Annotated in this window: 8 protein-coding genes and 1 pseudogene; 3 read left to right on the top strand and 6 right to left on the bottom strand. The window is 48.2% G+C overall.

Going from position 1 to position 22,797, the window contains the following annotated elements:
- Positions 1-24 precede the first annotated feature (24 nt).
- Positions 25-5,643, bottom strand: coding sequence for a tandem-95 repeat protein (locus NDI52_RS29900; protein ID WP_348256875.1), 5,619 nt, complete (start codon positions 5,641-5,643; stop codon positions 25-27).
- A 1,340-nt stretch (positions 5,644-6,983) separates the two neighbouring features.
- A complete protein-coding gene (locus NDI52_RS29895; RefSeq protein WP_190771779.1) occupies positions 6,984-7,307 on the bottom strand; it encodes a hypothetical protein in 324 nt (107 codons plus the stop codon).
- 919 nt (positions 7,308-8,226) lie between these two features.
- Between NDI52_RS29895 and NDI52_RS29890 the strand changes: the two genes are divergently transcribed.
- The 3 genes from NDI52_RS29890 to NDI52_RS29880 all read left to right on the top strand — a co-directional run bounded on the left by NDI52_RS29890 (position 8,227) and on the right by NDI52_RS29880 (position 16,046).
- On the top strand, positions 8,227-8,481 hold the full coding sequence (locus NDI52_RS29890; protein ID WP_190771780.1) for a hypothetical protein: 255 nt from the start codon (positions 8,227-8,229) through the stop codon (positions 8,479-8,481).
- Positions 8,482-8,975: 494 nt separating this feature from the next.
- The gene (locus NDI52_RS29885) at positions 8,976-14,879 is read left to right on the top strand and encodes an EAL domain-containing protein (RefSeq protein ID WP_190771781.1); all 5,904 of its coding nucleotides are present in this window, start codon (positions 8,976-8,978) and stop codon (positions 14,877-14,879) included.
- Positions 14,880-15,353: 474 nt separating this feature from the next.
- Complete coding sequence (locus NDI52_RS29880) at positions 15,354-16,046, top strand: DUF4241 domain-containing protein (RefSeq protein WP_190771782.1); 693 nt, start codon at positions 15,354-15,356, stop codon at positions 16,044-16,046.
- 422 nt (positions 16,047-16,468) lie between these two features.
- Here NDI52_RS29880 and NDI52_RS29875 read toward each other — a convergent pair whose 3' ends face one another.
- The 4 genes and pseudogenes from NDI52_RS29875 to NDI52_RS29860 all read right to left on the bottom strand — a co-directional run.
- Entirely contained in the window at positions 16,469-18,307 is a 1,839-nt protein-coding gene (locus NDI52_RS29875) for an ABC transporter ATP-binding protein (protein ID WP_348256874.1), read from the bottom strand.
- Positions 18,308-18,320: 13 nt separating this feature from the next.
- A complete protein-coding gene (locus NDI52_RS29870) occupies positions 18,321-20,087 on the bottom strand; it encodes an ABC transporter ATP-binding protein (protein ID WP_190771784.1) in 1,767 nt (588 codons plus the stop codon).
- A 1,325-nt stretch (positions 20,088-21,412) separates the two neighbouring features.
- The gene (locus NDI52_RS29865; RefSeq protein ID WP_190771785.1) at positions 21,413-22,483 is read right to left on the bottom strand and encodes a hypothetical protein; all 1,071 of its coding nucleotides are present in this window, start codon (positions 22,481-22,483) and stop codon (positions 21,413-21,415) included.
- 156 nt (positions 22,484-22,639) lie between these two features.
- Positions 22,640-22,797 (bottom strand): annotated as a pseudogene (locus tag NDI52_RS29860) (IS256 family transposase); the annotation flags it as partial.

Here is a 22,797-nt window from a genome sequence, read left to right as displayed (position 1 = left end):
CGGTGCTGCTTCCTCCTTGGCCATCTAGATGGTGTAAGTGAAGGAAGCAGGGCCAAAGTAGTTGGGGGTTGGTGTGAAAACGGCATTGCCACTAGAAAATTCTACGGTTCCGTTTACGGCTCCCTGAACACTGGTAATGCTGAGAGTCCCATTTTCAAGATCTGAGTCATTGCTCAGCAACTGATTCGGGTTCAGTGTTAGAACGGTGTCTTCATCGAAGCTAAAGCTATCACTAACAGCACTGGGATTGTCGTTTACCGAGTTAACGGTGAGGTTAACAGTTGCGGTGCTGCTTCCTCCTTGACCATCGCTGATGGTATAGGTAAAGGAAGCAGGGCCAAAGTAGTTAGTAGTGGGAGTGAAAACGACATTGCCGTTCAAGAGCTCTACAGTTCCGTTTACAGCTTCCTGAACACCGGTGATGCTAAGAGGATTGTTATCCAGATCTGAATCGTTGCTCAGCAACTGATTCGGGTTCAGTATTAGAACTGCGTCCTCATCGAAGCTAAAGCTATCGTTAACGGCAGTGGGAATGTCATTCACCGAGTTAACGGTGAGGTTAACAGTTGCGGTGCTAGTTCCTCCTTGTCCATCGGAGATGGTGTAGGTGAAGGAGGCGGGACCAAAGTAGTTGCTAGTCGGAGTGAAACCGACATTGCCGTTCAAAAACTCTACGGTTCCGTTTACGGCTCCCTGAACACTGGTAATGCTGAGAGTCCCATTTTCAAGATCTGAGTCATTGTCTAACAACTGGATGGGGTTCAGTGTCAGAGCTGTGTCTTCATCGAAGCTAAAGCTATCGTTGACAGCACTGGGATTGTCGTTCACCGAGTTAACGGTGAGGTTAACAGTTGCGGTGCTGCTTCCTCCTTGTCCATCGGAGATAGTGTAAGTGAAGGAAGCAGGGCCAAAGTAGTTGCTAGTGGGAGTGAAGACAATATTGCCGTTCAAGAGCTCTACAGTCCCGTTTACAGCTCCCTGAACACTGGTGATACTAGGCGTCCCGTTATCCGGATCTGAGTCATTGCTCAGCAACTGAGCTGAGTTCAGTGTCAGAGCTGTGTCTTCGTCGAAGCTAAAGCTATCGTTGACAGCACTGGGATTGTCGTTCACCGAGTTAACGGTGAGGTTAACAGTTGCGGTGCTGCTTCCTCCTTGTCCATCGGAGATGGTGTAGGTAAAGGAGGCGGGACCAAAGTAGTTGCTAGTGGGAGTGAAGACAATATTGCCGTTCAAGAGCTCTACAGCCCCGTTTACAGCTCCCTGAACACTGGTGATACTAGGCGTCCCGTTATCCGGATCTGAGTCATTGCTCAGCAACTGAGCTGAGTTCAGTGTCAGAGCTGTGTCTTCGTCGAAGCTAAAGCTATCGTTGACAGCACTGGGATTGTCGTTCACCGAGTTAACGGTGAGGTTAACAGTTGCGGTGCTGCTTCCTCCTTGTCCATCGGAGATAGTGTAAGTGAAGGAAGCAGGGCCAAAATAGTTGGTCGTGGGAGTAAAAACGACATTGCCGCCCGAAAGCTCTACAGTCCCGTTTACGGCTCCCTGAACACTGGTGATACTGAGAGTCCCATTATCCACATCTGAGTCATTGCTTAGCAACTGAGTGGGGTTCAGTGTTAGAACTGCGTCCTCATCGAAGCTAAAGCTATCGTTAACGGCACTGGGATTGTCATTCACCGAGTTAACAGTGAGGTTAACAGTTGCAGTACTACTTCCTCCTTGTCCATCTGAGATGGTGTAGGTGAAGGAGGCAGGGCCAAAATAGTTGGAGATTGGGGTGAAAACAACATTGCCATCGGTAAGCTGTACAGTTCCGTTTACGGCTCCTTGAACACTGGTGATGCTGAGAGAATTGTTATCAGGGTTTGTGTCGTTAGCCAATAACTGATTTGGGTTTAGTGTCAGAACCGCGTCTTCGTTGAAACTCAAGCTATCGCTGACGGCAGTGGGACTATCACTCACCGAGTTGACGGTGAGGTTAACGGTTGCGGTGCTGCTCCCTCCTTGCCCGTCTGAGATGGTGTAGGTGAAGGAAGCAGGGCCAAAGTAGTTGGGGGTTGGTGTGAAGACAACGTTTCCACCAGAAAGTGTTACGGTTCCGTTAACAGCTCCCTGAACACTGGTGATGCTGAGGGCCCCGTTCTCCAGATCTGAGTCATTGCTAAGTAACTGAGTTGGGTTCAGTGTCAGAGCTGTGTCTTCATCGAAGCTAAAGCTATCACTGACGGCAGTGGGGTTGTCATTCACTGAGTTGACGGTGAGGTTAACCGTTGCCGTGCTGGTTCCTCCTTGTCCATCCGAGATGGTGTAGGTGAAGGAAGCGGGGCCAAAGTAGTTTGCGGTTGGTGTGAATACAACATTGCCGCCAGAAAGTGCTATGGTTCCATTGACGGCTCCTTGAACACTGGTAATGCTGAGAGCATTGTTATCAGGGTCTGAGTCATTGCTTAGTAACTGACTCGGAGTCAGTGTCAGAGCCGTATCTTCGTTGAAGCTAAAGCTATCACTGACGGCATTGGGATTGTTATTCACTGAGTTGCCAGTGAGGTTAACCGTTGCCGTGCTGGTTCCTCCTTGACCATCCAAGATGGTGTAGGTAAAGGAGGCTGGGCCAAAGTAGTTGGGGGTTGGTGTGAAGACAACATTGCCCCCGGAAAGTGCTACGGTTCCGTTAACAGCTCCCTGAACACTGGTGATGCTAAGAGGATTGTTATCAGGGTCTGTGTCATTAGTCAGTAACTGATTCGGGACCAGCGTCAGAGTCGTATCTTTGGTGAAGCTAAAGCTATCATTGACGGCAGTGGGAATGTCATTCACCGAGTTGACGGTGAGGTTAACAGTTGCGGTGCTGCTTCCTCCTTGGCCATCGCTGATGGTGTAAGTGAAGGAAGCAGGACCAAAGTAGTTGGTCGTGGGAGTGAAAACGACATTGCCACCGGAAAGCTCTACGGTTCCGTTTACAGCTCCCTGAACACTGGTGATGCTGAGAGTGTTGTTTTCGACGTCTGTGTCATTGGCTAGCAACTGAATCGGGTTCAGTGTCAGAACCGCGTCTTCGTTGAAGCTAAAGCTATCATTGACGGCAGTGGGATTGTCATTCACCGAGTTGACGGTGAGGTTAACCGTTGCCGTGCTGGTTCCTCCTTGTCCATCCGAGATGGTGTAGGTGAAGGAAGCGGGGCCAAAGTAGTTTGCAGTTGGTGTGAAGACAACATTGCCCCCGGAAAGTGCTACGGTTCCATTGACGGCTCCTTGAACACTGGTAATGTTGAGAGTATTGTTTTCGACGTCTGTGTCATTGGCTAGTAACTGAGTCGGGTTCAGCGTCAGAACGGCGTCTTCGTTGAAGCTAAAACTATCGTTAGCGGCAGTGGGATTGTCATTCACCGAGTTGACGGTGAGATTAACCGTTGCGGTGCTGGTTCCCCCCTGGCCATCACTGACGGTGTAGGTGAAAGAAGCGGGGCCAAAGTAATTAGCAGTTGGCGTGAAGACAACATTTCCACCAGAAATTATTACCGTTCCATTGACGGCTGCCTGAACGCCAGTGATGCTAAGGGTGTTGTTTTCGGGGTCTGTATCATTAGCTAACAACTGAGTGGGATTTAGTGTCAGAACCGTATCTTCGTTGAAGCTAAAGCTATCACTGACAGCAGTAGGATTGTCATTCACTGAATTGACGGTGAAATTCACAGTTGCTGTATCAGTTCCGCCCTGGCCATCGCTGATGGTGTAGGTAAAGGAAGCCGCACCAAAGTAGTTGGCTGTCGGGGTAAAGACGATATTGCCACCAGAAAGGGCAACTGTGCCGTTGACCGCTCCTTGCACACTGGTAATTGTCAAAACATTATTCTCGGGGTCAGTGTCGTTTGCCAACAACTGAGTACGAGTTAGTAACAGCGCTGTATCTTCTAGCGTACTAAAGCCACTGTCATTTACAGCATCAGGTGCATCATTAACGCCGTTAATGGTAACCGTGACGGTGGCGCTAGCTGTGCCACCGAAGCCATCAGTAATGGTGTAGTTAAAGGTTTCAGTAGTAGTTGCTCCCTGGGCTAAAGAGGTAAATTTACCATTTGGATTGTAGGCAAACGTACCATTTGAATTTAGTGTGAGCAGTGCACCCGAAGCGAGCGTAATCTGGTTACCTACATTACTGGCGACACCATTGACAGCTGCAACAGTTAGCGTCTGACCGTCTGGATCGCTATCAGCAGTTGTCGGGTTTGCGAGTAGCACGTTCCCATTGAGCGCCGTTTTTTCATTAGTGCTTACGGCGTCATTGATAGCGATTGGAGGATTGGCTCCGAAAATGTCTTTCCAGAGAGTTGTGTCACTATAAGAACCTCCACCAACATCTCCATTCACGGCCTGGAGGCTATTAGAGGCTGTTAACCCCGCAGCGAAAATCTGAGATTGTGTGGTTGGCCATGTTGGAATTGGCCGTAATAAAGCACTGGCGTTGGCTGGATTTTGATTGTAGGCTGCAACTTGAGTGCGGAATGCGTCTAAAGCAGCCAAAGTAAAGCTAAAGACGTAAGCGTTCTCACTCGTTAAATCTGCGTCCAGGTTCGATACGTTTGAAGTAACTTGAACAACGTTGAGGTTGTTCGAGAGCAAACTGTAATAAGTATTGGTGTTTGCAGCGGGAATTTTGGTGGTACTGGGGCTAGTATTGGCTGTACTCGATGTCCCTTGAAGGATTGGGATCAGGTTGAAAGCCGCAGCTTGACCCCCACTTTGCTGACCCGATGGGTTTTCAACGTTAATTTCAATAGTAAAGTCTGGTACTCCATCCTGGTTCACATCAATGAAGATACCCATAAGGGCCTTATATGTGCCCGACTGTGGCTCTGCAATAACTTTAAAGGCAATATTTGTACCATCCGTCTGGATCGTGATGTAGGGATTGGCTGATGTCCCTACTAAATCAGATGCAGCGGCAGTCCAATTGGCATCCGTGTTGCCTTTATTTGTATCGCTGGTTTTACCCAAGGAGAGCCAGGCAGAACTACTCGGATCATAGTTAATCACTAATATGCCTGCATAGCTTGCCATTACTTCTGAACTGAAGGCTAAGGCTACAGGGTAGGTGCCGCCTCGGGTTGTGAGTTGCCAGGATCCGCCCTGGGCAGTGTTACCTACCAAACCACGAGATGCTGCAATACGGGCATGGGTGAGATTTTCTAGGCGGGTAATAAATTCTGCTCCAGCTTCCCCAGCAGCAACGTTACAGGCGTAGAGGAGGAGGGTAGGAGAATCAGGAGGGAGGGCCGCTTCCCTATCGTCTAAACCGGGGAGCCAAGACTCTAGTTCTGAAGCGTAGCGATCGCAAGTCTCAAGATTAAGCTCGGCATTGCCCAGATAAAGGGTACCAGGAGAACCGTGGGCGATGATGTGTAAAGCATAGGATGAATGCGATCGCACCAACTCTGTAATTTGTTGAATGCCGTCGCGATCGCGATCTAGAATATGAACTTCATTAGGGAAATGAATATCTGCAGCAAGCTCGTCATAGTTTGCTACGTTGCTATCGATGATGACAATGTTTTTCAGCCCTTGCATATCGGAAGGTGTTGCACCATTCCGAACTTGAGAATATGCAATTTCTTCCAATTGGCTAATGCTCGAAATCATTGGTATCATAGTTTCCCTTTGTGTTTGCGACATCAACAGTCAGTTTTGTTAAGAGGAAAAAGGTATAGAAATCAAGCTTCTCCATCTCAAAAACACAACACAAGCTTGAAAGCCTTGCTGTTGGGAGAGATGCAGCTTTATTTTGAGGTGTTGAATCCTGCTTTGTTAGGTGTAGTGATTGAACGAAGTAAACCTTCAGGGGTAATGAGACTGGCTTAAATCTGCGTTCAAGTTTCTAGCAGTAGTGACTGAGTTTAGACAGCTTCTTTCAAATGATTGAAGCTAGCATTGAGAAGCTTTTCTGTAACTATAAATAAATACTTCCCAAACGACAGTTTATTTAGAAAAATGTGTGCGTTATAAATGCCCTAAAATTAGCAATTTAACTTATATCCAAACACTGCTATGTACAATTACTGTATGGGGCGGACAGTGACGAAAATAAGAGCAGCGTTAGTATAGAGCATTTCTATACTTCACCAGGAAATAGAAGTATTACCTAAAAAATCTGTAGGAAAATCTTCGGTTGATGTTAATGGATATAAGTTACGAATATTACGGTATTTTTTGCATATAGACTAGCTCTTAAGTTATGGTGAGATGCTATAGATATTCTTCCCATTCCTTCTAGAAATCTAACGATGCCTAGTTGAGAGTATTTGTCTTTAAACAAGCTTTAATAATCCAGCTAGGGAAATGAAAAGGAATAGGAAGTGAGCACGGATCAAAGGAGGGTGGGGGTTGAATAAGAACTACAGCAGAAGCAATAGATATTGGGAAATATCGGCACTTGTTGAACTAAAAAATGTTTAATTTCTCACTGGCATTTTTTAAAATTCTTTATCAAAAAAACTGCGACATCAAACCTTATCAAATTTTGTCAACAAGGACTTATACTTATTCAACAAGTAGGGGGACTTACGGAGAAATAGGATTCCAGGCATTGCAAAGGATGAATGAAGTAGAAGATCTTCTGCGTGCTTCTGCTCAGAGCACTGGGAGAAGATGTTCAAGCTTGATGCTAAATCCTAAGTAGTCACAAACGAGACTTTAGGAGATTTCTGGGAAACAATATCCCCATTATTTGGAAAAAAGGCGCGGCGAAGCCGCGCCTTTTTTCCAAATAATGGGGAAGTTCTTATCTGGAAATCTCCTTATAACAAAAGTGACTGAGGAGTATTTTGAAGACGCAGCTGGCAAATCAGAAATGGTTTCGTCATGTAGAGTGCCTATCCTTTTTCCGCTCGGTTCATCTCCTGTGGGACATACGAAGGGTCTAGTTCTGCCAGTTGCCACTGTATAAATTTATGGCGATCGCCATACCTGCGATCGCCTAAGCCTCACTCGCCTGTTTCGCTGAATACATCGGGGCCGTCTTCAACACTGTGCACAGTGCCAGAGGCATCCATTAGTTCTTTTGCCCTGGTTGGATCGTCGTAGCAGAGATCTAAGACCTCCCACTTCGTCATTCCCCACTTGTTGCCGTAGTACTCGGCCTGGGAAAGGATGCGATCGTGGCTCTGGCGAAGGTACATGGCCAGGGCTGCACTTGCCTGGGTAGATACCTTTCGACCTAAAAACGTTGCCAAAGCTGTCAAAAGCTTCATCTCGTACTCAGGGGGAGCGTTTAGGTGTATTCTCTTGCGTTCTGTTGGTCCGGGCATTGGTTACCGATCCTCCTTGGGATTAAGAGTAAAGCACTTTCTATTGTGCGCGCGATCTTGTTCTATTATCAGCTTAAAAAAGCTTTTGGCTACCAATCAAAGAAATAATAGAGCTATTGGTTGCCAAAACATTTGCTTGAGGTTATCATACTGGACATAGCAAATGGATTATTTTTTGAATGTAAACATGAATAGGGGCTGATCAAAGGGGGTAACCAAAGCATTGTTGCCTGACACTGGCTTTAGTTCTGGATGCTTGTGGAATGGACATTTTGCCCACCCCACAAGCGTTGCAGACCACTCTTGCCAATAGCGAGGTTCATACTACATAACCTCCTAGGAGGCTATTTCCATGCAGTGCAGCGAATGCAGATTAAGTCTGAGCAATTGATCAGCCCGTCAGTTCACTCGCAACGAGTGTCGTCCTGTGGTTACTGAAAATAGAGTTGGGGATTATGAACCTTGAAAGGATGCCGAAGTTGAAATCCCCCAAGTAAGCAACTCGTCTATTCAACCTGTTGTGAAATAAGAGAGAATAGTAGTATTTGGCAGGGATGGTAGTAGGAAGTCCTCAACGTTAGACTTGTTGTGAAATAGGGATGTCACATAGTTTGTGCCAAGGTGCAGGAAGCTAGATTGGCAAGCGCCCCTTTGTGGGTGTCTCGAGCAGCACACCAAACTCAATCGCAAAACAGTTGAGAGCTGGTTTCCAATTCTTGGCAATGTTGCTAAGGGCCTGGTGGGTGGCTTTCATTACTGCCTCATCGTTTGGAAAAGCCTCACAAGATTCTCACAATTTCCTAGTTAAGTAGGAATCGTTCTATCAGCAAATTACATGGGTGCATACAATTTCTGTACTCATCCTTTTGTAACTACTGTTAGACGTGTTTTGCTTTAATAAAAAACTATTATGGGTGACATGTCATTAACCGATCAAGAAGCTGCAATTCTTGTAGAAGCGTTAAGTGAGCTATCACGTGGCATCAAGGTTGGAGCAAACTTTACATACCAATACAATTGCATCGAAAGTTTATTGCAGCGAATTGAAGCAACAACCGGAAAAACGCGACAACAATTGGGGTGGTTAGGTTGGCGTACTCCACCTACGTTTAAGATGGTGAATGCTTTGGAGGCCATTGAAAGCGAATTAAATTCTGAGAAGACCGATAGTTAAGCCTGTCTAAATATTCTGGCTTTACTGTTCAGTCAGCAAGAACATTTCTGGCTCAGACCCTAAAGTAACCTCAGTTCGGGTTAAGGGCTTTTTCGAGTGCCGCGCTTCGCGCGGCACTCGAAAAAGCCCATTATTGCGTGCGCGTCGCGCACGCAATAATGGGCGGTTCGGCTTATCCCGAACTGACGTTAAAGTATAGGGCTTGAACCAGAAATGTTCTTTGTCGCTTCAACAGGCTCGTTTTGTGAGCACAGCATCCACTCTAAAACCAAACCTTGGAAGCCCTATTTTTCGTGCGCTTTGTAGACGAAAAATAGGGCTTCCAAGGTTCGATGCAAAATCTAAGGTAACTGATATGAGATGGCTATATAGTCATTGAAGTACTGGCATAATGAGTCATGCCATAGCTTAGTTGCGGCGTTGCTCAGTGCGGGCTGCCTCTTCAATAGGCCAAGATTGGGAATAATTAGGGGGAGGTTTGTAAGGGTTCTCCGATGGTTGAACTGGCTGGTTACCGCATCATCGAACAACTCCATACCGGCATAAAAAGCTTTGTTTATCGAGGCCAAAACCGGTTAGAACCGCAGGATGTTGTGATCAAAGTTTTGCGCAGCGAGTTTCCAAAACTTGCCGAACTGGTGCAATTTCGTAACCAGTTCACTATCACCCGTGTGCTGAATCTTCCCAACATTATTCAGTCCTACGCGCTCGTGCCATACCGCAACAGCTATGCCTTAATTATGGAAGACTTTGGGGGGATTTCCCTCAAGGTGTGGCTGGAACAGCAACGGGAGATGGGGCATCCGGTGATGATGATTGTCCCCTTCCTGGATATTGCTATACAACTGGCTGATGTTCTTCATGGCTTGTACCAGAAGCACGTCATTCATAAAGACATCAAGCCCAGCAACATTCTGATTAACCCCGAAACCCACCAAATCAAACTCACCGATTTCAGCATTGCATCACTTCTACCACGCGAAGCAAACACGATTCATACATTGGGAGTGCTGGAGGGAACCCTAACCCACGTTTCACCCGAGCAAACGGGGCGAATGAATCGGGGAATTGACTACCGCACCGATTACTACTCCTTAGGCATTACATTGTATGAGCTGTTGACGGGGCACTTGCCCTTCGAGGCTCAAACCCCGATAGATATGGTGTATTGCCATATGGCTAGACAGCCACCGCCCATTCAGCACTGGAACCCCTCCGTCCCTGGGGTGGTATCAGAAATTGTGGACAAATTAATGGCCAAAAATCCTGAAGACCGCTACCAGAGTGCGTTGGGATTGAAGCATGATTTGGAACGGTGCCGTACCCAGTTAGAGCAAACGGGAGCCATTGTTCCCTTTGCCCTGGGGCAACGCGACATTAGCGATCGCTTCCTCATCCCCGAAAAGCTATATGGGCGAGACAATGAGGTTGCTACACTGCTGTCCGCTTTCGAGCGCATTGTTCAACGTAGAGAAGCCGGTTATAGCGAGTTAATTTTGATAACAGGCTACTCTGGCATTGGCAAAACAGCGGTGATCAATGAAGTCCAAAAGCCGATTGTGCGGCAACAGGGGTACTTCATCAAAGGCAAATTTGATCAGCTGAATTGTAATATTCCATTCTCCGCCTTCCTGGCTGCCCTGCGCGATCTGATGGGCCAATTGCTGATTGAACCAGACCTACGATTGCAGCAGTGGCGCACGCGCATTCTGCAAGCTTTGGGTAATAGCGCACAGCTCATTATCGATGTGGTGCCTGAATTAGAGCAAATTATTGGACCACAATCGCCAGTAGTGGAGCTGGCAGGGGATACAGCTCAAAACCGATTCAACCTGTTATTTCAAAAATTTATTCAGGTCTTTGCGACGGTTGAGCATCCCCTGGTGATGTTTCTGGACGACCTGCAATGGGCAGATCTAGCCTCTCTAGAGTTGTTGGGGTGGCTGATGAAAGAGACGGCATGCCGTCATTTATTGGTCATTGGAGCCTACCGCGATAACGAGGTTAGCCCGGCCCATCCGCTGCTCCTAACACTGGAAAGCATTCGCAAGAATGAAGGGATTGTCCACACCCTATCATTACCGCTACTTTCGACAGCGAGTTTGAACCAGCTGGTGGCTGACACCCTCACCTGTAACCTATCCCTGGCGCAGCCACTCGGCACCCTCATTCACCAGAAAACCCAGGGCAACCCCTTTTTTGCAACCCAGTTTTTGCAGGCTCTGTATCAGGATGGCATTATTACCTTTGATGTCATCCAGGGTTGTTGGCAATGCGATATTGTGCGTGTACGAGAGGCGGCGCTGACCGAAGATGTGGTGGCGTTTATGGCGCAGCAGATCCAAAAGTTGCCCAGCCAAACTCAAAACATATTGAAACTAGCAAGTTGCATTGGCAACCAGTTTGACCTAACGACTCTGGCGATCGTGTCGCAGCAACCCGATGCGGATGTGGCACAAGCCCTCTGGAGTGCGTTGGAAATGGGGTTAGTGCTGCCACAAAACGAGGTCTACAAATTTTTCCTGGAACTGGAAGTGGAGCTCGAAAGCCCGTTTTCTCAGCTAGCGGCCCCCGATCTCACCTACCAATTTTTGCATGACCGCATTCAGCAAGCGGCTTACTCCCTCATCCCGCAGCAACAGAAGCAGGAAACGCACCTCACCATAGGTCGGCTGCTGCTGCACAACAGTTCACCTTCCCAACGGGAGAAGTATCTGTTTGCTATTGTGAACCACTTAAACCGGGGGCAAGTCCTCCTGCAAATGCCGGCTGAACGAGAAGAACTGGCTCAGCTTAATTTGCAAGCAGGTCGCAAAGCCCAAGCTGCTACTGCCTATCGGGCAGCGGCAGACTACCTGCATCAGGGGATCCAGCTATTGCCAGCTAATGCCTGGGAACAGCAGTATGACCTTACGTTGGCTCTGCATCAAGACATAACTGAAGCGACCTATCTTTGCACCGATTTTGAGCAGATGGAGCAATGGGCAGCAGTGGTCATTCACCAAGCTCGCTCGCTGCTTGATACGGTACCCATCTACGAAGCCCGATTGCTGGCCGGGCGGGCGCAGGGCAATTATTTGGGAGCTGTGCGCACTGGACTAGAAATGTTGCATACGCTCGGGGTTGACTTTCCGGAACAGCCTACAGCTAACGAAGTGCAGCAAACCTTGACCGACACCTACCAATTGTGGTGCGATCGCCCTCCCCTAACCTTGCTCACTCTCCCCTTGATGGAGGATCCGCAACATCTGGCAGCTATGCAAATCATGACCAAGCTGACTGCCCCAACTTACCGAGCACTACCCACCCTGATGCCGTTACTGATGGCTAAACAGGTAGAATTTTCTATTCGCTTTGGCAATAGCCCCATCTCCATCTTTTCCTACGCAGGGTATGGCATGGCACTGTGCAGCATGGGCAATATTGATGCTGGCTACAGTTTTGGACAGTTGTCGCTGGCGTTGCTCGCCCAGCTTCAAGCAACTGCCTGCGAGAGCCGTGCCGGGTATCTCGTTCACAATTTCATCAGTCATTGGAAAGAGCCGATACACCAGAGCTTACCCGCTTTTGTCAAGGCTTACCAGAGTGGTTTAGCCACAGGGGATTTGGAATGTGTTGTATTGAATGCCCAGGCATATTGCCACTATGCCTACTTTTCGGGATTAGGGCTGGCCAATTTAGCAACCGAAATGGCTGCCTATCAGCAAACCTTGCGTCAATTCAAGCAGGTTTCACTGAAATGTTTAGAAATTGTGCAGCAGACGGTGCTAAATCTGCTGGATGAAGGAGAAACCCCCTGGCTGTTGACAGGTTCGGTCTACAATTCCGAGGAATCGGTTGCTTTCCATCTTGGCCATGGCGATCGCACGTCGCTATTTCACTATCACTTCAACCAAACGGTGCTGTACTACCAGTTCGGCTATCTTGAGCAAGCCGAACAACAAGCTCAGCAGGTCGAAATTTATCAAGATGGAGGCCGCGCCCAGTTTCCCATTGCCCTCTATGCTTTTTATGATGCACTGATTCAACTGGCACGCTATCCCCAAATCCCATTAGCCGAAAAACCTGCCCGTTGGGAACGGATTTTAGAACAAGAGGCAAAACTAAAACACTGGGCTACCTTTTCCCCTCACAACCATCGCCACCGATGGGAGTTGATTGAGGCCGAAAAAGCACGGATTGAGGGACGCACGGTGGACGCTATCGAGGCGTATGATCGGGCGATCGCCACGGCCAAAGCCGACGGGTTCCCGCAGGATGAAAGTTTGGCCAATGAACTGGCAGCAAAGTTCTATCTGGCGTGGGGGCGCGACAAACTTGCACAGCCCTACTTACAAGATGCGTACTACGGTTACGCTGGCTGGGGAGCCAAAGCTAAAGCCAAACAACTCGAAATTCTATATCCACAAAGATTACAGGCATTTTTGCCACATCCCTATCCAGCTTCTAGCCAGGGCTCCTTAGGCCATGCTACCGATATCACGAGCAGCAGCAGCGACACGGCATTTCTCGACCTGACTGCCGTCATTAAGGCATCCCAGGCTATTTCCAAAGAATTGGATTCTAGCCAGCTCATCATCACTTTGATACAACTGGCCCTTCACAATGCAGGGGCAGAGCAAGGCGCATTGACCTTGCTTCAGGACAACCAACTCATGGTTGTTGCCCAATGCTTCAGGGACAAGATCTGTACCACCCAAATGATGCTGCTCACGGCTAGCGAAAGCTTGCCTACCAGCCTCATTCACCTTGTGTTTCGCACCATCGAAACCTTTGTCATTGATGACATTCGTGTAGACCCCCGATTTGCCGCCGATCCCTACATTGTGCGGCAGGCTCCCCGCTCGGTGTTATGCATGCCACTGATGCAGAAGAACCAGCCTGTGGGAGTGCTTTATTTGGAAAACAGCCTGACCTCAGGAGCCTTTACACATGAGCGCATCAACGTTCTCAAAATTCTCTGTGGCCAAGCCGCCATTTCTTTAGACAACGCCACCCTCTACGAAAATCTCCAAACCAGCAACCGCAACCTGCAAAAATCCCTCGAAACTCTCCAAAAAACTCAGACTCGACTCCTTCAGGCCACGGAAAAGCTTCAGCATGATGCCCTCTACGATGCCTTAACTAACCTGCCCAATCGCACCTGCTTCATGAATTTGCTGAACCACGCCATTCAGCTCAGCAAGCGGCACCCTGAACGACTCCACGCTGTTTTGTTTATCGATCTAGATCGCTTCAAAAATATCAACGACAGCCTGGGTCACCTTATTGGCGACGAGTTTCTCAAGCTGGCTGGGCAGCGATTGCAAAGCTGTATTCGTCCATCCGATGTAGTCGCTCGGCTTGGAGGCGATGAATTCGCCATCTTACTAGAAAATCTGCACCATCTCGACGATGCTCTGGAAGTGGCTCAGCGCATTCAGTCACAATTTGCTCTAGCCTTTCGCTGTAGCGACTACGAAATTTTTTCGACTACCAGCACCGGCATTACCTACAGCACATTTAATTACCAGGAGGCGACCGAGGTCCTGCGCGATGCGGATATTGCGCTGTATCAGGCCAAAGCCAACGGTAGAAATCAATATGCTGTGTTCAACCCCACGATGCAAACCAAAGTTGCCCGACGATTGCAACTGGAAAATGAACTTCATCGCGCTCTGGCAGCTCAGGAGTTTTGCCTATACTACCAGCCTATCATTTCGCTCTCAACAGGCCAGCTTCGAGGTTTTGAAGCCCTGATTCGGTGGCAGCATCCCACCCGTGGTCAGCTTTCGCCTGCCGAATTTATTCCTGTCGCGGAAGAAACAGGCCTCATTGGTCGCATCGGTTGGTGGGTGCTGCAGGAGGCTTGTCAGCAAATGGTTAAATGGTTAGCCTTCAACACCTGCTCCATACTGCCTGTTCTCAATGTCAATCTATCAGCCCTCCAGCTCAAGCAGCCCGAACTGATTGAGCAGTTAGAAACAATTTTGCAAGCTACTCAAATTCCACGAGAATGCCTCAAGCTGGAGATCACCGAAAGCTGTATCTTAGAAACCTTTACCTCTGAGGCACAGGTCCTAAAGCGAATCAAAGCTTTAGGCATAAGGCTTTGCATTGATGACTTTGGAACAGGTTACTCCTCTCTCAGTCGGCTCCATGAGTTTCCTATTGATACGTTAAAGATCGATCGATCCTTTGTACAACGATTGAATCAGAACTCGCTAGAAACAGTACAAATGATTCTCACCCTGGCTCATGGGTTGGGAATGGATGTTGTTGCCGAGGGGATTGAAACGGAAACCGAATTAGAAATTCTACGGCGTTTGGGATGTGAGTTTGGGCAGGGATACTGGTATGCACCACCTCTGGATGCAACACAAGCTTTTGCCTGGTTGGCGGCAGTGAGTGATGATTGATAGTGTAGAGTGATCTTGTTATTGACCATAGGGACACATTAGTGCTGTTTAAGCAGCAAAGCTAAACCTGGCTTACTGTTCTGCCCCAAGTCAACTTGATAATCCTGATGTTAAATGTTGCATCACTAAGAAGACTCCCTCTACCCCGCTACAGTAGGGGGGCTTAACGGCACAAATATATTCGATGTCATTTAATTTGGCAGTGTACATCTAGTCGCCCAATCCAATGACCTTTCTCCTATAGCCAAAGTGATAAAGGAGGGATTCGGATCAAGGCAGCTAGTTTACGCTAAGAGTATTTACGGATCGCCTACAGCGCTTTGCGCTTAAAATCTGGTTGTTTTTGTGAGGCACGCGCCGTGTGTCTCTCACAAAAACAACCAGATTTTAAGCGTTTGAAAAGTGTTGTAGATCAGCAGGGGTGTTGATTAATATGGGTAGGTGCGGGCTTTATTTAGATAACATCAACAACCAATGCATCCAGATCATTTCAATCATATTTTTGAGACAGATTATGAGATTCAATATCGAGATACGGATGGTTTTGTTAAAACACTTTGCTTTACTGAGCAAACAACCGATCAACTGATCCTCACGTCGGGTTGGTTAGTTGCCTGCGATCCCAGATGGGTTGAATGTCAGGATCAGCAATATTTTGTGCAACGCCTTAAACCGGATCGCTACTTTATCTCTCTGAGTTTTGCCCGTTCAAGTTTACTCGAGACCGAAGAACTTGCTTGTGCAAGGCTTCACATCACTCAACGACATCCTGTGCGTTGGGAGATTGCGCTTTGTCCGCATGATAATTTGGAGGAAAAGCGGTATGGCTATGGGGTAGAAACTGGCGCAGGCTGCTTCATGGACTATGATTGTGTCGTAGCTTTGGAAGAGATGAGTCGTGGCTTGGATGGTACGTACTTGCTGGAGACCCGGTATTACAACAATCTCAATGTCCAGCTTAGAACTAACAGCAGTGCAGCTAATGTGCGTGTAAGTAAAAATAGAGCGAATGTCATTGCATTCTCGACTGGATTTGGAGATGGCCAATGTATCTCATATTGGGGATACGACAACAAAGACCAACTTGCTTGCTTGGTATCTGATTTCACAACCTCTTATGCTAGTGGAATAGGTCTGGCATACTCAAAACGAATCAACAAGTCTTAAGGCAAAACTTTCTCAATTTGGTTCGCAACTTCTCTGACACAGATTGCCCAAAAACCTGTGATAAATAGGGCGATCGATACAATCACAAATAACACCCGCCATTCACTCAGCGGCCCATTGAAGGGAACCTCGGCTAGCGAGTAGCAAATATTTAAAGTGAAAAAGACTGTCAGACAAAGAACCATCAGTGCAATGGCTTTCCGGCGAAATCCTCTTAAAAGTCCAATGCAAGGTGCTTCAATAGAATTCCACCAAGGTACAGGAACACTGTAAACAAAAGAAACAATCGACTCAATACAGCGCCTTGCGCTTGAGTCAGACACGGTTGTTTTTGTGAGAGCCGCGCGGAGCGCGGCTCTCACAAAAACAACCAGGTTTTAAGCGGTTGAAAAACGCTGTATCATCGAAACAATTTCGGCCCTTTAAGGCGTAATGCTATCAACCTTACCGTCCTTGAGAACAATGAGGCGATCGGCCTGTTCTTGAATAGAGGAACGGTGAGAAACCACAACACAGGTTGGTTCCCAATGGATTGAACCAAAGGCTGGCGTTGACTCATCTCCTCGCTGATGCGGTTGATTGCTCAGAATTCTTCTTAAGCCCTTCCACAAAGCCTGCTCCGTTTCAACATCAAGGGCACTGGAAAGATCATCCATCACCAGTAAATCCGGTTGCCGCAGGAACATGCGAGCCGCTGCTACCCGCTGAATTTGTCCTCCTGAAAGGCGCATTCCCCTGGAGCCAATCTGCGTGTCCAATCCTTCAGGCATGTGAATCAAGTCATGATTCAACATTGCCTGGGCGATCGCCCTCCGCATTTCCTCCTCACTCCGCTCCAACCCCAGCAGCAAATTCTCCCGCAGGCTTGTACTAAACAACTGCGGTACCTGAGCCAGATAAGCACTGCGCGGTGGCATAAAAAACTGGTCAGGATGTTCTACCTGTTCTCCGTTCCAGTAAATTTCACCCTGTTGCGTTGGCAACAGTCCCAGCAGCACCTGTAGCAACGTTGTTTTGCCAGAACCGACTGGCCCTGTAATGACCGTCAGGCTACCCCGTTTCAGGGTCAGGTTAATGTCAGTGATGCCGCGATCGCTTCCTGGATAATGGTAGGTCAAATTAACAGCCCGTAATTCTTGCAGGGGAGGGGTTTGAGAGACAGGGAAGCGGGCGATCGCCGGAAGGACAGAAGGCTTTCCAAACGCACTCGGTAAGTAAAGTGGGGCAGGCTTCACTAGTTGTTCGACTTCCTGGGGTTGATGCCGATGGAAAGAACGGGGAAGCAGGCGTCCCATGCGATCGAATGCGACTTCCGTTTGCTTAATCAGGGCCAGAAATGCTCCCGAAAACCAAAGAAAATCGGTGACAAAGGCGAGGTAATACACAAATAAGGCAAAGTCCCCAACGCTGAAAGAGACGACAGACCTATCTCCCATCATTGTGGCTGCCAGCAGTAGGATCAGCCCAGTGCCCAGGTTGACCATGTTTTCCAAAACGGAATTGAGGGTGGCTGTGAACACTTGATCCTGCACCATGCGTTGACGGCGTTGCTCATTCAGGTGACGAAAGTGTTGGAGCACTGGATCTTCGGCCCCTGCTACCTGGATTGCCTGCACTGCTGCAAACATTTCGCCTAAAATACCAGTCACCTGTTGTGTCGTCTGGCGACTGGCGTAACGGTACTGCTTGATGCGGGTCTCGGCGTATTGGAGTATGAGGGCGATCGCCACCAATGGCAGAAATACGAACAGCGTCAGACGCGCCTGGATCGAAAACAGAATGACCAGGGACACCAGGGCAAAAATTCCCATGCCAGCAATTTCATTGGTGCCTACCACTGCATCTTCTACCTGAGTGGCATCTTCCCGGAAAAAGCTGATTAATTCTCCCGGTGACACGCTGGTATAAGGCCCGTAGGAAAAGGGTTCTGCGCCCGGTCGCCGTAGCAGTTGAACCAGGAGGTTGCGCCGTAACAGGGCACTCATGGTAAAGCGGTGCTGGGTTTTGGTGACGCGCCCGGTAAAGATAGCAAAAATTCGCGCAGCCCCCACCCCTAGCAACAATGCTACCCAAGTCAAGGGGGACTGAAGAGAGCGATCGCCCCCCTGTGTTAGTTCATTGAAGAACCCCCGCAAAATTAACCCTGGTACAGCGGGCAACCCCATGATCAATAACCAGAGGGCACTATCTAACGCATACAAAGGGAACGCATAGCGAATCATGCGCCCCAGGAGTATCCAGATTGAAATTTGACGTGCCATAACAGAGGGGGTACTAGAGACTGGAGGTAATCGTGGTTCCTGCTTTTAGCAATTGTGCAAAGCGAGAATTAGGCAGATGGAGTAAGGTTTGGCGATCGCCATATTCCACCATCTGCCCCTGTTCCAGCATCAAAATCTGATCAACCCGTTCCAGGGTCGCCAGCCTATGAGCAATGATAATTGCCGTTCGCTGGTGTAGCAGAAGGGCAATCGCCTGCTCAAGCTGTGCCTCTGTTGTCGGATCAAGCCGTGAGGAGGCCTCATCGAGAATGACCAGACCGGGATTTTTTAGAAACACACGAGCAAAAGCCAGTAATTGCGCCTGTCCGGCGGAAAGCCCACTGCTATCGGAGCCGAGAAGGGTATCGAGGCCGTGGGGAAGCGATCGCAACCAATCGAATAAACCGAGCGTTTCCAAAGCGGCCAGGATTTGCGAATCGGGAATACGCGAATCAAAAAAAGTTAAATTATCACGCACGGTGGCTTGAAACAACTGCACATCCTGCGTTACCAGACCGATCCGTTGCCGTAGGTGGGAGAGAGGAATGTGGGCGATCGCCTCATTTCCCAGACGAATCTCGCCCGATTGAATATCGTAGAAGCGCAGCAGCAAGCGGGCGATCGTACTTTTGCCGCTTCCCGTCCGCCCGACAATACCCAACGTTTTTCCGGCTGGTAAATGCAACGAAAGGTCTTTTAGTGTCCAGTTTGTTGGGGAAGATTCATTCTCCCTTGCATAACGAAAGTAAACTTGACGGAACGACACCGGAAAAGCCGTATTGGGCAGTTTAGCTGTTCCCTGGTCGTGAATGGGTGAGGTGACGTGCAGCAAGGATTGAATGCGATGGATGCTGGCTTCTACTTGTTGAAACTGTTCTAATTCTTCGCGGATGCGTTCGATGGGTTGGGCTAGCAAGTTGGTGTAGTGGAAGATGAGATAGGCGGTGCCGATGGTGATGGCGTTTTGTCGCCAGAGGTAGGCCGCAACCGCGAGGGCGATCGCATTGCCTATCGTAAACAACCCCACACTCGTCGCCCAAAGCATCGTACTGGCAAACCGGGCTTTTTGATAAATGGGAAGCCACCGCTGTAGGATGCCATGAAATCGGTGCATGACATATCCAACTGCCCCGTTCGCTCGAATATCTTCTCGTCCTGTTAAATGTTCTCCCAAAAATCCAAAGAACTCTGCTCCCACCTGGCGGTAGGCTCCCCAGGGTTGCACGGCCAAGGGTTGTAAGTTCAGGAGCAGGAATAAAGCACCTATGGAGAAGATAGTTAAGCTAATTCCTGCCACCTTATTTTCGAGCATTAAAACGAGCAGAATTCCACTCAATAAAATCCCATTGCCGAGGATATGAATGACGAGTTGAGAGAAAAAGCGAGATAACACGCTAACATCGCCATCCACCCGCTCCAAAAGCTCACCGGGAGAATGGGATTTGTGAAAGGATAAATCAAGCTGTAAGCAATGTTTGGCTAAATCAAATCGCAAATTATTGGTGGCGATCCATGCGACAGTTTCGCCTAAGTAGGTAACCACAACAATCAAAGCCTGGGTCAGAATCGCTAAACCGATGAACAGGAATGCCGCCCGAAAGAGTTGCTGTTGAGAACCACCGGATACAGCTGTATCAATGAAGTAACCCAGAATTTGGGGATTGAGAATTTGCAGACCAATGCTGCCCAGGAGGGCGATCGCCAAACCAATGACGCGCCTCCGTTGTGGCTTCAGATAATGCGATAGGATCGCGGCATAGTGTTTGAGAGGAGTTCGCATAGAGCATCAGCATGGCCCAGAAGCAATGCGGGTGAAGGACGCAGGGCGATCGTTAAGCAGCTTAGCGCAGAAGGTAACCCGATGTTAGGCAATTGTGGCGCTTAACGGGAGTTTTTTGGCGCTTTGGCGGAATTTTCAAGCGACCTTGGTGAATGGCAAGCCGGCAGTTTTCCATCCACCAAGGTTAGTACTCTGTCAAGGAGTTTTTGAGGGGCCGTAGACCTCTCAAAAACTCCTCAAATTTCATGTTCGAGTGTGAGGTTACCCTACACTTGAACATTGGCAGGCTACTAGCACTAAGGGGCGTAAGTTAGCATACTATTATCGAGTCGAACGCATGGAGAAACAGCCTTGCCCCCCTAGTTCCAAACCCTCTCAAGTTAGCAAGCGATGAAGCGATGAACGGGAACAACTACAACAACTGATTAAGGGCCATAACACAGCTCAACAACTGGCGTTAAGGGCACGGATTATTCTCAGCAATTCTCATTTTGAATTGAAGCCTGAAAATAGCCCGCCGAAGGCGGGCTATTTTCAGGCTTCAAAGCCGAGAGTTGGCGCCCGGCGGGCGCCAACTCTCGGCTTTGAAGCTCATAATGAGAATTGCTGGATTATTCTCCTTGCCGATGAGGGAAAAATCATCGGGAGATCGCTCGAGCCTTGCAGATTAGCCACCAGATGGCACGCTTGTGGCGAACTCGGTGGTTGGCAACACACTCAAGCGAAACAAGTGTGGTCGAACGATTGCAGGATGAGGAACGCAGCGGTGCCCCTGCCACCTTTTCGGCTCGAATTTGATCATCGCTTGCTTTGCATTAATAAGATTTTTATTTTCTGAAACTTAAGCTAACGGTCCATACCAATAGAGTTTTGCCCGACTGGAAGCTAAAGGCTGCTGAACGTGTCTGCTTTAGGACGAACACCATCTGGTAGCCTCTATTGTCAATGTAGGACGGTTTGATGAAGGATCAGTTCTATCTTCATTACCTATGGCTCATCATAACTTTTCGTATGGGTGAAATGTTTCTTATTCCTGAAAGTTACAGAAGAAGATGCATGGGATGTTGCACTAAAAGACTAAAAAGTTCGCAAGATTCATTTTTCATGGCTGCTCTGCTGGAATTTCCAACCCAGATCTCCATTGGGCTGGAAAATTCGTATTAATGCTATTTATGTGGTTGAAACGCGTCGAGGTTATTGTAGTTTTGATTCTGATAACCTGGCTTTTTTGCCCTCTTGACGTCCCTTGAACATCCAAAGCTAGAACTTATTGAGCCGTAATTTTTCGCACGCCATATGCCCGAAAAATTGCGGCTCAATAAGTTCTAACGTTGCTGAATACTTGATTCAGGAACGCCTTCTTTAAAGCAGTGAACGTCTGTAGGAGGAGCCCAGATGGGTAACTGCTGGATTTTCTGGAGGGTTAACTCAACATAGGTTGTGTTGTTTTGGGCGATCGCCATCCCAAAGTAACCTTCCTCACCATCATGGGCATGAGGCCCGCTGCTCAAAACAGTGTAACGCCCCTGCCGCCGTGCCTGATTAAACGGAGAGCCTACTGTTGCTGGCCAACGAGAAGCAAACACAAAGCGCGGAATATCTTCAACCCAATCCCGGCTCCCCTGCAGATGGTAAACGTGATGGGCCGTCTTAAACCCGTTTTCCCCGTTAAAGTCCCCTCCCACGGATACGACGGTCAAACGAGTATTCAGCCATTGATCTAAATAAGGTAAAGAGCCTAAGGCCACCTGCACACCCCCACTGGTTCCAATCAAAATAATATTAAGTGGTTGGCAATGGTTTGTGGGGATGGGGTGAACGGCATTCATCCGCTCAATCATGGCATCAGCAATACCTTGGCTGTACACAGGGCCATAGCGATCGTCCGCCGAAATCGCAAAGCGCCACAAATTTCGAATCTTAATCAGTACATCTACATTCTCTAACCATCCATCGGCACGCTCGATCGCTCCCCAAACAGGCGCTAAAAAACGGCCTCCGGACAAATCTTGATTGGCAACAGAGTAGGGAAACACATCGCTGATCGCAACGCAATTGGGATGTAGGCGGATCAGTTGATTTAAAAGCCATTCTTCACCAGGAGTTAGTTGATTCGCTGAGTAATCGCCAACCCCAGGCAAGTAAACGATATAACAATTGATATTAGAAGAGTGAATAGAAGATGGATTACTAGAAGCAGAGCCTTCACTCGCAGATAAACGCTTGGGCGGTTTCTTGGAAAGCCCTAAGCTTTCCCTACTTTGATTTAACCACCACACCAGAGTTCCAACGGGAGCAAAAACTCCCCAACTCAACAACAAAATTCCAGCCAGGATGAGCAACCTGGAAGTACTGCCAGCTAGCCAATGCAACAGTCGTTGAAGAAAAGCAACCATGTGGAGGTTTATAGCATTTGCTTGTATGGTAAGTATAGGCAATGTAATGTGTTGATTAAAGCTGTTTTTTCTCGTGAATTCATCTTTCGGAAGTTTTAACTATCCAGCTACAGCATGTCTGAGAGTGTTTAGATTTTTGTGTAAGCCTTTAGATTTTTAATAGTTGAAGCGTCCTGGAAATAGGATAGCAAAATGAGACAAGGCTGCCTTCCAATTTTTTATCGGTCGATTCCATCGCTTAGCAATGTTGTTCATGGCCAAATACATCAGCTTGAAAACAGACTCCTCATCTGGAAACACAGCCTTGGTTTTAA

Source organism: Leptolyngbya sp. PL-A3 (genome assembly GCF_039962325.1).
Lineage (GTDB): Bacteria > Cyanobacteriota > Cyanobacteriia > Elainellales > Elainellaceae > Vacuolonema.
This window is presented reverse-complemented; position numbering and strand designations above follow the sequence as displayed.

Bases quoted from the DNA above. Each gene is read 5' to 3' on its own strand.
- NDI52_RS29900 (WP_348256875.1), bottom strand. From the start codon at position 5,643: ATGATTTCGAGCATTAGCCAATTGGAAGAAATTGCATATTCTCAAGTT.
- NDI52_RS29895 (WP_190771779.1), bottom strand. From the start codon at position 7,307: ATGCCCGGACCAACAGAACGCAAGAGAATACACCTAAACGCTCCCCCT.
- NDI52_RS29890 (WP_190771780.1), top strand. From the start codon at position 8,227: ATGTCATTAACCGATCAAGAAGCTGCAATTCTTGTAGAAGCGTTAAGT.
- NDI52_RS29885 (WP_190771781.1), top strand. From the start codon at position 8,976: ATGGTTGAACTGGCTGGTTACCGCATCATCGAACAACTCCATACCGGC.
- NDI52_RS29880 (WP_190771782.1), top strand. From the start codon at position 15,354: ATGCATCCAGATCATTTCAATCATATTTTTGAGACAGATTATGAGATT.
- NDI52_RS29875 (WP_348256874.1), bottom strand. From the start codon at position 18,307: ATGGCACGTCAAATTTCAATCTGGATACTCCTGGGGCGCATGATTCGC.
- NDI52_RS29870 (WP_190771784.1), bottom strand. From the start codon at position 20,087: ATGCGAACTCCTCTCAAACACTATGCCGCGATCCTATCGCATTATCTG.
- NDI52_RS29865 (WP_190771785.1), bottom strand. From the start codon at position 22,483: ATGGTTGCTTTTCTTCAACGACTGTTGCATTGGCTAGCTGGCAGTACT.